Origin of the sequence: Streptomyces spiralis (assembly GCF_014654675.1) — a bacterium.
GTDB classification, from domain to species: Bacteria; Actinomycetota; Actinomycetes; order Streptomycetales; family Streptomycetaceae; genus Streptomyces; species Streptomyces spiralis.
On record NZ_BNBC01000002.1, the window covers coordinates 199,876 to 212,668 of the forward strand.

At 70.0% G+C, this 12,793-nt stretch carries 9 protein-coding genes; 7 read left to right on the top strand and 2 right to left on the bottom strand.

Going from position 1 to position 12,793, the window contains the following annotated elements:
* The first annotated feature begins 22 nt into the window (after window positions 1-22).
* From IE318_RS46470 to IE318_RS03325, 7 genes are all read left to right on the top strand, one after another.
* Complete coding sequence (locus IE318_RS46470) at window positions 23-514, top strand: hypothetical protein (protein ID WP_373311048.1); 492 nt, start codon at window positions 23-25, stop codon at window positions 512-514.
* Window positions 511-1,521 carry a LacI family DNA-binding transcriptional regulator gene (locus tag IE318_RS03300; protein ID WP_030164594.1) on the top strand — a complete coding sequence of 337 codons (1,011 nt, stop codon included), beginning with the start codon at window positions 511-513 and terminating at the stop codon, window positions 1,519-1,521. The genes IE318_RS46470 and IE318_RS03300 overlap by 4 nt, the downstream gene beginning before the upstream one ends.
* A 266-nt stretch (window positions 1,522-1,787) precedes the next feature.
* On the top strand, window positions 1,788-6,074 hold the full coding sequence (locus IE318_RS03305; RefSeq protein ID WP_189896075.1) for a discoidin domain-containing protein: 4,287 nt from the start codon (window positions 1,788-1,790) through the stop codon (window positions 6,072-6,074).
* 389 nt (window positions 6,075-6,463) lie between these two features.
* Window positions 6,464-7,879: an extracellular solute-binding protein gene (locus tag IE318_RS03310; RefSeq protein ID WP_189896085.1), complete on the top strand. Its 1,416-nt coding sequence runs from the start codon at window positions 6,464-6,466 to the stop codon at window positions 7,877-7,879.
* A 147-nt stretch (window positions 7,880-8,026) separates the two neighbouring features.
* Complete coding sequence (locus IE318_RS03315) at window positions 8,027-8,986, top strand: carbohydrate ABC transporter permease (protein ID WP_189896087.1); 960 nt, start codon at window positions 8,027-8,029, stop codon at window positions 8,984-8,986.
* A gap of 16 nt (window positions 8,987-9,002) precedes the next feature.
* Window positions 9,003-9,878 (top strand): carbohydrate ABC transporter permease, encoded by an 876-nt coding sequence (locus tag IE318_RS03320; protein ID WP_189896089.1) that lies wholly within the window; start codon window positions 9,003-9,005, stop codon window positions 9,876-9,878.
* A 117-nt stretch (window positions 9,879-9,995) separates the two neighbouring features.
* Window positions 9,996-11,600, top strand: coding sequence for a glycoside hydrolase family 13 protein (locus IE318_RS03325; protein ID WP_189896091.1), 1,605 nt, complete (start codon window positions 9,996-9,998; stop codon window positions 11,598-11,600).
* Window positions 11,601-11,624: 24 nt separating this feature from the next.
* Here the strand turns inward: IE318_RS03325 and IE318_RS03330 are convergent, their stop codons facing one another.
* Both IE318_RS03330 and IE318_RS03335 read right to left on the bottom strand, forming a co-directional pair.
* Window positions 11,625-12,269, bottom strand: a complete 645-nt coding sequence (locus tag IE318_RS03330) for a phosphoribosyltransferase (RefSeq protein WP_308438551.1) — start codon at window positions 12,267-12,269, stop codon at window positions 11,625-11,627.
* Window positions 12,270-12,323: 54 nt separating this feature from the next.
* Window positions 12,324-12,761 (bottom strand): DUF2267 domain-containing protein, encoded by a 438-nt coding sequence (locus IE318_RS03335; RefSeq protein WP_189896436.1) that lies wholly within the window; start codon window positions 12,759-12,761, stop codon window positions 12,324-12,326.
* Window positions 12,762-12,793 lie beyond the last annotated feature (32 nt).

A 12,793-nucleotide genomic window follows, 5' to 3' on the forward strand; every position in this document is an offset into this window, starting at 1 on the left:
GCTACGTCGACTCCGTGACTGCGTGCGTAGGCCACCAGGCTTCACCGGCCCGCTGCGCGGCCTGCATCTGCCCGCCCTGCGCTTCGAACGGCACACCCAGGTGGCCCTGTTGTGGACCGCGCACGAACGGCGGGCGGACTGGCTGCGGGCGGGGCAGGCACTGGAGCGGGCACTGCTCGTGGCCACCCGGCACGGCGTACGCACCTCGATGCTGCACCAGGCGATGGAGTGGCCCGACCTGCGCGCGGCGATGCGCGGCCCGCGGCGGCGCTGCAGCCCCCATGTGCTGATCCGCTTCGGCTACGGCCCCGACGGCGGCCGCACCCCGCGCGCCCCGCCCGCCCGAAGGGGAACTGATCTCTGCAAGTCCTGCACGGATTTTGCACAGCGCAGGCCATCCGGTTCCCCGGTGCTGTCCGGCACACTCACCCTCGGCTCGGAAGACGGCATCCGTCGGTCCTGGCATCTCGGCCGCAATCCGCTTGCGAGAATTGCGCTAGTCTTGCGTACATGACGCGACGACTTGCTCAAGTGGCTAAGAAGGTGGGGGTCAGCGAGGCGACGGTCAGTCGTGTCCTCAATGGCAAGCCCGGGGTGTCCGAGTCGACCCGCCAGGCCGTCCTCACGGCCCTCGACGTGCTGGGGTACGAGCGGCCCACGCAGCTGCGCGGAGAGCGCGCCCGGCTCGTCGGCCTGGTGCTGCCGGAGCTGCAGAACCCGATCTTCCCGGCGTTCGCCGAGGTCATCGGAGGGGCGCTGGCCCAGCAGGGGCTGACGCCGGTGCTGTGCACGCAGACCAAGGGCGGGGTGTCCGAGGCCGACTACGTGGATCTCCTGCTCCAGCAGCAGGTGTCCGGCGTGGTCTTCGCCGGTGGCCTGTTCGCGCAGGCCGACGCCCCGCACGACCACTACCGGCAGCTCGCCGAGCGGGACATCCCCGTGGTGCTCATCAACGCCTCGATAGAGGGTCTCGACTTCCCCTGTGTCGCCTGCGACGACGCCGTCGCGGTCGAGCAGGCGTGGCGGCACCTGGCCTCGCTGGGGCACGAGCGGATCGGCCTGATCCTCGGCCCGAGCGACCACGTTCCCTCGCGTCGCAAGCTGGAAGCCGCCCGTGCGGTGGCGCGGGCCACGGGCGCGGAGCTGCCCGAGGAGTCCGTCGTGCGGTCGATGTTCTCGCTCGAAGGGGGACAGGCCGCGGCCGCCCGCCTGCTGGACGCGGGCATCACCGGCATCGTGTGCGCGAGCGACCCGCTCGCCCTCGGCGCCATCAGGGCCGTGCGCAGGCGCGGGCTGTCCGTCCCCGCGGACGTGTCGGTCGTGGGATTCGACGACTCCGCCTTCATGAACTGCACCGAGCCGCCGCTGTCCACCGTCCGGCAGCCCATCGAGGCGATGGGCCGCGCGGCGGTCGAGCTGCTGTGCGCGCAGCTCCAGGGGACCCGGTCGCACCCCGGTGAGCTGCTCTTCGAACCGGAACTGGTGCTGCGCGGCTCGACCGCGCCGCCGCCGGCCGGCTGAGCCCGGCCCGCCCTTCCACATCTGCCCATATCTCCCCAGGAGCCGGCCTCGGCCGGGCGCCCTCCCTCGTGGCGCCCGGCCGAGGCCGGCTCCGTTTCGCCGTACTCCCGATACAAATCGCGGTTCCCGAGCCGTAGACGAGTTGACAATCTTCTGGAACTCTCTGAGCGTTCAACGCAAGTTGGCGACATCACTCCGTCGCTAGTCCACGTACCCCACAGAGCCGCGCCTCGCGGCGTGAGACGCGAGGCCGAGAACGAGGACTGATGAGATTCCGCAGACGGGGATCACGGGCGCTGAGCGCCGTGATCGTGAGCAGCCTCCTGGCCCTGGCCGGTCCGGTCGTGACCGCCCGGGCGTCGGGAGGACCGAACATCGCGCTGGGCGACCGGGCCTCGGCGAGCAGCGCCCTGAGCGACTACTCCGCGGCGAACATCACCGACGGCGACCAGGGCACCTACTGGGAGGCCGCCGGACCGGACTTCCCGCAGTGGGTACAGGCCGACCTCGGAACCACGCAGAACGTGGACGAGGTCGTCCTGAGGCTGCCGGCGTCGTGGGAGAGCCGAGCCGAGACCCTCTCCGTACAGGGCAGCGCCGACGGAACCAGCTTCAGCACGCTGAAGACCTCGGCCTCGTACACCTTCAGTCCCGGCTCGGGCAACACCGTGACGGTGGCCTTCCCGGCGGCCCGTACGCGCTTCGTACGCATCGCCGTCACCGCCAACACCGGCTGGAAGTCGGCCCAGTTGTCCGAGCTGGAGGTGCACGCCGCCGACGGCTCGTCGGCGAACCTCGCCGCCGGCCGCACCCTGACCGCCAGCAGCCACACCCAGGTGTACGCCCCCGCGAATGCGAACGACGGCAACCGGGCCACCTACTGGGAGAGCGACAACAACGCCTTCCCGCAGTGGCTCCAGGCCGACCTCTCATCCTCCGTGCGCGTCAACCGCGTCGTGCTGCGGCTGCCGGCCGGCTGGGACAGGCGCAGCCAGACGCTGAAGATCCAGGGCAGCACCAACGGCACCGACTTCACCGACCTCACGGCCTCCCAGGCGTACACCTTCGATCCCGCGAGCGGGAACTCGGTGAGCATCGCCTTCGACGCCACCACCACCCGCTACGTGCGCGTCCTGGTCACCGCCAACAGCGCCCAGCCCGGCGCCCAGGTCTCCGAGCTGGAGGTCTACGGCCCGGACACCGGCGACACCCAGGCGCCCAGCGCCCCGGCCGGACTCGCCTTCACCGAGCCCGCCACCGGCCAGATCAGGCTGACCTGGAACGCGGCCACCGACAACGTCGGCGTGACGGGGTACGACATCTACGCCGACGGGTCGCTGCTGAGCAGCGTCGCCGGTGACGTCACCACGTACACCGACACCCGGCCGACGAGCGAGACCGTGTCGTACTTCGTGCGCGCGCGGGACGCGGCCGGCAACCAGTCGGCCGACAGCAACACGGTGACCCGCCTCGGCGACAAGGGCGACACCCAGGCCCCGACGGCTCCGTCGAACCTCGCCTACACGGAGACGACGGACGGCAGGATCAAGCTGACGTGGACCGCCTCGTCCGACGACACCAAGGTCACCGGGTACGAGATCTACGCCAACAACGCCCTGCGCGACACCGTCGCCGGTGACATGACCACGTACACCGACACCCAGCCCGCGACGAGCACGGTGACCTACTACGTGCGGGCCAAGGACGCGGCCGGCAACAAATCCGTCGCCAGCAACAGCGTGACCCGCAACGGCAGCGGAGGCGGCGGTTCCAACCTCGCGGTCGGCAAGCCCATCACCGCGTCCTCCGTGGTGGACACCTTCGTAGCGGCGAACGCCAATGACAACAGCGTGACCACCTACTGGGAAGGCGCGGCCGGAAGTTACCCGAACACGCTCACCGTCAAGCTCGGCGCCAACGCCGACCTGGACCATCTGGTGCTGAGGCTGAACCCCGACCCGGCCTGGTCCAAGCGCACGCAGACCATCGAGGTCCTGGGCCGGGAGCAGAGCGCCGACGGCTTCAAGTCCCTGGTGGGCGCCAAGAGTTACACCTTCGATCCGGCCGACGGCAACAGCGTCTCCGTTCCGGTGTCCGCCCGGGTGGCCGATGTGCAGTTGAAGTTCACGGCCAACTCCGGTGCCACGGCGGGCCAGGTCGCCGAGTTCCAGGTGATCGGCGTCCCGGCGCCCAACCCCGACCTGGAGGTCACCGGGCTGACCGTGTCGCCCACCGCCCCGGTGGAGTCGGACCCCATCAGCGTCTCCGCCACCGTACGCAACAGCGGTCCGGCCGACGCACCGGCCAGCAGCCTGGCCGTGCGCCTCGGCGGCTCCAAGGTCGCCACCGCGCAGGTCGATGCCCTGGCGGCCGGCGAGAAGACCACCGTCACCGCGTCCATAGGCCGGCGGGACGCCGGTTCGTACCAGCTCAGCGCGGTCGCCGACGACGGTGACGCGGTCATCGAGCAGAACGAGTCCAACAACACCTACACCAGTCCCGATCCGCTGGTGGTCAAGCCCGTCGACACCTCGGACCTCGTGGTGTCCTCGGTGACCACCTCGCCCTCCAGCCCGTCGGCCGGCCAGAACGTCACGTTCAAGGTCAAGCTGAAGAACCAGGGCACCCAGCCCAGCGCCGGGGGTGACCACGGCGTCACGCTCACCCTGGCCGACTCCCAGGGCGACACGGTCAAGACACTCACCGGCACCTACACGGGTGTCCTCGCCGCCGGTGCCTCGGCCGACGTGGACCTCGGCACCTGGACCGCCGCCAACGGCTCCTACACCGTGAAGACCGTCGTCGCCGCCGACGCCAACGAGGTGCCGGTCAAGCGCGAGAACAACACCTCCACCCAGCCGCTGTTCGTGGGACGCGGCGCGAACATGCCGTACGACATGTACGAGGCGGAGGACGGCACTCTCGGCGGCGGCGCCACCGTCGTCGGCCCCAACCGCACCGTGGGCGACATCGCGGGCGAGGCCTCCGGCCGCAGGGCCGTCAAGCTGGACCAGACGGGGGAGTACGTCGAGTTCACCACCCGGGCCGCCACCAACACCCTGGTGACCCGCTTCTCCATCCCGGACGCGCCGGGCGGCGGGGGCATCGACTCCACCATCGACGTCTACGTCGACGGCGTCTTCAAGAAGGCGCTGCCGCTGACGTCGAAGTACGCCTGGCTGTACGGGGCGGAGAGCGCGCCCGGCAACTCCCCGGGCTCGGGTGCCCCGCGCCACATCTACGACGAGGCGCACATCCTCCTGGGCGACACCGTTCCGAAGGGCAGCAGGATCCGGCTGCAGAAGGACGCCGCCAACACCTCGACCTACGCGATCGACTTCATCAACCTGGAGCAGGCCGCACCGGTCGCCAACCCCGACCCCGCCGCGTACGCCGTGCCCGCCGGCTTCACGCAGCAGGCCGTGCAGGACGCCCTGGACAAGGTCCGCATGGACACCACGGGCAAGCTCACCGGCGTCTATCTGCCGCCCGGCGACTACGAGACGTCGAGCAAGTTCCAGGTGTACGGCAGGGCCGTGAACGTGGTCGGCGCCGGCCCCTGGTACACCACGTTCCACGCGCCGTCGACGCAGGAGAACACCGACATCGGCTTCCGCGCCGACGCCACCGCCAAGGGCTCGCTGTTCAAGGGCTTCGCCTACTTCGGCAACTACACCTCGCGCATCGACGGGCCGGGCAAGGTGTTCGACTTCTCCAACGTGTCGGACATCGTCATCGACGACATCTGGAACGAGCACATGGTGTGCCTCTACTGGGGCGCCAACACCGACCGGATCACCATCAGCAACTCGAGGATCCGGGACATGTTCGCCGACGGCATCAACATGACCAACGGCTCCACGGACAACCATGTGACCAACAACGACGCGCGCGCCACCGGCGACGACAGCTTCGCGCTGTTCTCGGCGATCGACGCGGGCGGCGCGGACGAGAAGAACAACGTCTACGAGAACCTGACCACCACCCTGACCTGGCGGGCCGCGGGTGTGGCCGTCTACGGCGGCTACAGCAACACCTTCCGCAACATCCGCATCGCGGACACGCTGGTGTACGCCGGCATCACCATCTCCTCCCTGGACTTCGGCTCTCCGATGAACGGCTTCGGGACCGAGCCGACGACGTTCGAGAACGTGACGATCGAGCGGGCCGGCGGCCACTTCTGGGGCGCGCAGACCTTCCCGGGCATCTGGCTGTTCTCCGCGTCGAAGGTGTTCCAGGGCATCCGGGTCAACCATGTCGACATCGTCGATCCCACCTACAGCGGGGTGATGTTCCAGACGAACTACTCGGGCGGCCAGCCGCAGTACCCCATCAAGGACACGGTCTTCACCGACGTCTCCGTCTCCGGTGCCCGCAAGAGCGGCGACGCCTACGACGCCAAGTCGGGCTTCGGCCTGTGGGCCAACGAGATGCCCGAGGCGGGCCAGGGCCCGGCCGTCGGTGAGGTGACGTTCAACGGGCTCAAGCTGAGCAACAACGCCGTCGACATCCGCAACACCACGTCGACCTTCAAGATCAACATCAATCCGTAGCGGCACGTCGCGGCGGCCGGGCCGTCGGCGGCCCGTGAGGTCGGCCCATGAGACCGGCGTAAGAGGCCGGCATAAGAGGCCGGTGCAAGCTCCTTGCGGAGCCTTGCACCGGCCTTGCGCGCGTTTGGCGTCCAGGCCGACGTGGGGCCCCTGGGCGGCCCTGTGTGACCCCGTCCTGCCGGCCCAGGGCTCTGCGGTCCCGCGGGCTTCCTCGCCCCGCCGCAGCTTTGGCGCTCACGCAATCGACAGGGCTTGTCAAACAATTACGAAATTGACGCGACATCTTGCGTTCATCTGTGGGCGGTGGTTGAGTGTGTCGCGCCCCACAACGCACCGAGTCGCACCGACGGTGGGGCGACCTCGCCGTTCATGCCCGAAGGGGACCACCCATGAGAAGTGCCCGGTTCCGCCGTACCCGCCGCGCCAGCGCGGTCGCCCTCGTCTCCGCGCTCACGTTGACCGCGCTCGCCGCCTGCGGCACCAGCGCGAGCAACAACGGCTCCGGTGGTTCCGAAGGAGGTGGCTCCTCGGACCCGGCCGCCCCGCTGGACCCGAAGACCAAGGTGACCCTGACGATCGACTGCATGCCTCCCGCGGCGAAGGCGGCCGAGCTCAAGGAGTGGAAGGAGGACGTCGCCGAGTTCAACAAGAAGTACCCGAACGTCAGGATCGAGGGCCGGTCCACGCCGGGCCAGTGCCTGGAGCCCCCGCGCTTCACCGCGATGCTGAAGGCCCACTCCCAGCCCGACGTCTTCTACACGTACTTCACCGACCTGCCGCAGGTGCTCGACAACAGCGGCGCCGCGGACATCACCGCCTACGTCAACGACAAGACGGTCCCGCTGCTGAAGGACATCGACCCGAACGTCCTGGCCTCGCTGAAGCACGACGGCAAGCTCTACGGCCTGCCGACCAGCAACTACACCATGGGCCTGCTCATCAACCGCAAGCTGTTCCAGCAGGCCGGCCTCGACCCCGACAACCCGCCGCGCACCTGGGACGAGGTCCGCGCCGCCGCCAAGAAGATAGCCGGGCTCGGCCACGGCATCGCCGGCTACGGCGAGTACAGCGCGGCCAACACCGGCGGCTGGCACTTCACCGCGCAGATGTACAGCCGCGGCGGCGACATCGTGGACCCGACCGGCAAGAAGGCCGCGTTCAACAACGACATCGGCCGCCAGGTGCTGCAGAGCCTCCACGCCATGCGCTGGGAGGACGACAGCATGGGCAAGACCCAGCTGCTGAAGTGGGGCGACCTGCAGAAGCAGATCGCCACCGACAAGCTCGGCATGTTCCTCGCCGCCCCCGACGACATCGCGTACATGGTCCAGCAACTCGGCGCGAAGTATGAGAACTTCGGCATGGGCCCGATCCCGGGCGAGAAGAACACCCTGGCCGGCGGCAACAACTACATGATCAAGAACGGAATCTCCTCCGACAAGATCAAGGCCGCGATCGCCTGGCTGAACTTCAAGAACCTCACCGTCGGCAAGGGCCAGTTCGACTGGGCCCGTACCAAGGCCGACAAGCTCCCCGTGGGCGTCCCGCAGCCCAACTTCTGGCTCGGCGAGTCCAAGAAGACGGACGACGCCTCACGCAGGACCAACGCCACCATGCCGGTCGAGAACTTCAAGACGTTCATGGACAACCCGGTGCCCGGCAAGGCCGAACCGCCGAAGGCCCAGGAGATCTACAAGGTCCTCGACAACGTGATGTCCGGCGTCCTGACCAACAAGGACGCCGACATCGACAAGCTGCTCTCCACGGCCGAGGCACAGGTCGACCAGGTCCTGGCCAACCAGTGACCGGACCCCGGTCGGGGCGGGCCGAAGGCCCCGCCCCCACCGGGCACACCGCGTCCCGGTCCCGGCCGCACGGGACCCGACCACCCGCGACCCCGGCGCGCCGGCGACCGGCAGCCCGGTACCGAGGCCCAGCACCAAGGAGAGACGATGGCGGCCCCCAGTCTGACCCCGAGCACGGCGGCCCACGCCCGCCCCTCACCCCCGCGCGGAACGGCTCCCGCACCACCAGGCGGACGCCTCGCCAAGAGCCTGAGACGCAACCTCACCGCCCACGGCTTCCTCATCGGAGCGGTCGTCTGCTTCGCGGTGTTCTCCTGGTACCCGATGATCAGGGAGTTCCTCCTCGCCTTCCAGAAGACCGAGGACGGCCGTGTCACCTGGGTCGGCCTGCACAACCTCACCACCGTGTACCACGACCCGGCCTTCTGGCAGGCCTGGCGCAACACGCTGCTGTTCACCGTGCTCGCGCTGCTCCTCGGGTTCGCGGTGCCCTTCGTCACCGCGATCGTCATCAACGAGTTCCGCCACGGCCAGGGTTACCTCCGGCTGCTCGTCTACCTGCCGGTGATGCTCCCGCCGGTCGCCTCGGTACTGCTCTTCAAGTACCTCTACGACCCCGGATACGGCCTGCTGAACGAGGTGTTCCGGGTCCTGCACCTGCCCGAGCAGCAGTGGCTGCAGGACCCGGACCTGTCGATGCTGTCCGTGGTCATCGCCTCGACCTGGATGAACATGGGCGGCGCCGCCCTCATCTACCTCGCCGCGCTCCAGGGCATCCCCGGTGAGCTGTACGAGGCGGCCGAGCTGGACGGCGCCGGCCTGTTCCGCAAGATCTGGCACGTCACCATCCCGCAGACCCGGCTGATCCTGTCGCTGATGATGCTGATGCAGATCATCGCGACCATGCAGGTCTTCGTCGAGCCGTTCCTGCTCACCGGCGGCGCCGGACCCGAGGGCTCGACCACCACGGTCGTCTACCTCATCTACCAGTACGCCTTCAACTTCAACAACTACGGTGCCGCGGCGGCGCTCGGCCTGCTGCTGCTCGTCGTCCTCGCCGGGTTCTCGGCGGTGTACGTGAAGCTCAGCCGCAACGACAACGAGTAGCCGGGGGGAGACCCGCATGTCCACACGCACACTCATCTCACCGGCCCAACTCGCCCGCCCCCGGGGCAAGGCCCTGTACTGGACCGTCTTCGCGGTGGTCGTCGTCGCCTTCACCCTGGTGTTCCTCGGACCGCTGTACTGGATGGCCTCCAGCGGTGTGAAGGACGCACAGGAAGTGGTCCAGACGCCGCCCACCCTGGTGCCGAAGTCCTTCACCCCGGGCAACTACAGCCGCGCCTGGGACGTCATGGGCCTGTCCACCCTGCTGTTCAACACGCTCTTCTACGCGTTCGGCGCGCTGGCCTTCCAGCTCGTCCTGGACGTCGCCGCCGCGTACTCGCTGTCCAAGCTGCGTCCGGTGCTCGGCAAGGCGATCCTCGGCATGATGCTGGCCACGCTGATGATCCCGGCCACCGTCCTGGTCGTCCCCCAGTACCTGACCGTCCTGGACGTGCCGATCGTGCACCGCAACCTGCTGAACACGCCCTGGGCGATCTGGCTGCCGTCCGTCACCAACGCCTTCAACATCTTCCTGCTGAAGCGGTTCTTCGACTCCGTCCCGAAGGAGCTCCTGGACGCCGCGTCGATGGACGGCGCCTCCCCGATGCGCATCCTGTGGTCGATCGTGCTGCCCATCTCCCGGCCGATCATCGGCGTGGTGTCGATCTTCGCGGTCGTCGGCGTCTGGAAGGACTTCCTCTGGCCGATGCTCACCCTGCCCGATCCGTCGAAGCAGACCCTCAACGTGGGCATCTACTCGCTCTCCAACGGCGTCCCCGTCAACGTCCTCATCGCCGCACTGACGATCGCCTCGCTGCCGACGCTGATCGTGTTCCTGGTGTTCCAGCGGAACATCATGAGCGGCCTCACCGCCGGCGGCCTCAAGGGCTGAGCGGGCAACCGCCCGCTGCCCCCGCCTTCCCCCTCACAAGCCTTCGCCGCCGGCCCGTCCGACGCCCCGCAGCTCCGGACCGGCGGCGAAGATCCGCCCTGCCCGAAAGGACCTCACGTGGCAGTCCCTCACTCGCCCCGCACCGACGACTGGTGGCGCGACGCCGTCATCTACCAGGTGTATCCGCGCAGCTTCGCCGACGGCGACGGCGACGGCACCGGGGACCTCGCGGGAGTCCGGGCGAGACTGCCCTACCTCGCGGAACTCGGCGTCGACGCCGTCTGGTTCACCCCCTGGTACGCCTCCCCGATGGTGGACGGCGGCTACGACGTCTCCGACTACCGCACCATCGACCCCGCCTTCGGCACCCTCGCCGAGGCCGAGAAGCTCATCGAGGAGGCCGCGGAACTCGGCATCCGGATCATCGTCGACATCGTCCCCAACCACGTCTCCGACCGGCACCCGTGGTTCCGCGCCGCGCTGGAGGCCGGACCCGGCAGCCCGGAGCGGGAGCTGTTCCACTTCCGTCCCGGCCGCGGCGAGAACGGGGAGCTGCCGCCCAACGACTGGCCGTCGCAGTTCTCCGGCCCGACCTGGACCCGGGTGCCCGACGGCGAGTGGTACCTGCACCTGTTCACCCCCGAGCAGCCCGACCTCAACTGGGCCCACCCGGCCGTCCGCCAGGAGCACGAGGAGATCCTGCGCTTCTGGTTCCAGCGCGGAGTGGCGGGCGTACGCATCGACTCCGCCGCGCTGCTCGTCAAGGACCCCGCTCTCGCCGACTTCGAGGAGGGGGTGGACCCGCACCCGTACATCGACCAGGACGAACTGCACGACATCTACCGCTCCTGGCGGGCCATCGCCGACGAGTACGGCGCCGTGTTCGTCGGCGAGGTCTGGCTCCCGGACGCCGAGCGCTTCGCACGGTACCTCCGCCCCGACGAACTCCACACCGCCTTCAACTTCAACTTCCTCACCTGCCCCTGGGAGCCGGACCGGCTGCGCCGGGCCATCGACGACACCCTCGCCGAGCACGCACCCGTGGGGGCCCCGGCAACCTGGGTGCTGTGCAACCACGACGTCACCCGGACCGTGACCCGCTACGGCCGCGCCGACACCTCCTTCGACTTCGCCACGAAGGCCTTCGGCACCCCCACCGACCTGCGGCTGGGCACCCGGCGTGCGCGCGCCGCCGCCCTGCTCACCCTCGCCCTGCCGGGCTCGGTCTACCTGTACCAGGGCGAGGAGCTCGGGCTGCCCGAGGCCGAGGTGCCGCTGGACCGCATCCAGGACCCCATGCACTTCCGCTCCGGGGGCGTCGATCCCGGACGCGACGGCTGCCGCATCCCGTTGCCCTGGAACCAGGACGCGCCCTGGTGCGGCTTCGGGGCGGGGGCCGAGCCCTGGCTGCCCCAGCCCGCGGACTGGGCCGGGTACGCCGTGGACAGGCAGAGCGCCGAGCCGGAGTCGATGCTCAGGCTGTACCAGGAGGCCCTGCGGATGCGCCGGGCCGTCGCCGGCTTCGGCGACGGCCCCATGACCTGGCTGCCGGCCGACAACGGTGTCCTTGCCTTCGCCCGGACCCACGGCCTGGTCTGCGTGGTCAACCTCTCCGGCCGCCCCGCCGGACTCCCACCGCACCGCACGCTGCTGCTGGCCAGCGGACCGCTCGGTGCCGACGGCCTGCTGCCGCCGGACACGGCGGTGTGGCTGCGCACCTGACCGCCGAGCCGGTACGGCGGGGTCTCAGGCCGTGGCATGGAAGGTGCGGAGGGTGTCGACCACCTCGGTGTCCGTGAGCCGGCCGAAGTCCTCGTACCACTCGCCGACCGCGCGGAAGGACCCCGGCTGCTCCAGACAGACCAGGTCGTCGGCCTCGGCGCGCAGCTCGCCTGCCGCGTGAGGGCTGCACACGGGCACGGCCAGGACGAGCCGTCCGGGGTCCTGACGGCGCAGATGGCGCAGGGCGGCGGTGGCGGTCAGGCCGGTGGCGAGACCGTCGTCGACCAGGACCACGGCCCGGCCGCGGGCGTCCGGCACGGGGCGGTCGCCGCGGTACACGTGCTCCCTGCGGTGCAGTTCGTCGCGCTCCCGGGCCACCTCTGAGTCGAACGCGTCCGCGGTCAGCTCCAGGGCGTCCAGGCTGCGGCGGTCGAACACCGCGGGCTCGTCGTCGACGAGGGCGCCGACGGCCGTCTCCGGACGGCCGGGAGCGCCGATCTTCCGGGCCACGAGGACGTCCAGCGGCGCGTGCAGCGCGCGCGAGATCTCGGCCGCGACGGGCACCCCGCCCGCGGGGCAGGTCGAGGACCAGCCGGTTGACGAGATCGCCGGAGTCCGCCCATTCCACGAGTCGGAGGGCCAGTTGCCGGCCGGCGTCGGTGCGGTCACGGAAAGGCACGGTCGTCCTTCTGGCACGCGCGCGCGGGCCGGGGCGCCCGCGGGTCAGGTCTGCTCACTTCTCGCCGCCTGCGGGGTCCCTGCCTGCGGGCTCCCTGCCGGCGGGCCGGTCCTGCCGAACAGCTCCGCGTACCGCGTCGGCAGCCGGGACAGCAGATCGTCGACCCGCCCGCCGGGGACGGCGTCGGCGACGGTGGACAGGACGGCGCACGCGTCCCACTGCGCGGTCCGCGGCCGGGCGCCGGTCTGCTCGGCCACGCGCCAGAGGAACTCCTCGAGGTCGAAGGACTCCGGGCGGCCCCGCTCCAGGTGCAGTGCCTCGTCCAGGGGCGCGGGCAGCCGACCCGCCAGGTCGTCGGCCTCTTCGGGGGTGATCCGGGTGGCGAGCACCCACAGGACGGCCGTGCTGACGTGTTCGGCCTCGTCCCGGCTGCTGTACTCTCCGCGGTCGCGGACCTCGTCCAGGAACTCCTCCAGTTGCACGGCGCCCTCCTGCCGTCCGCCGTCGATCCGCA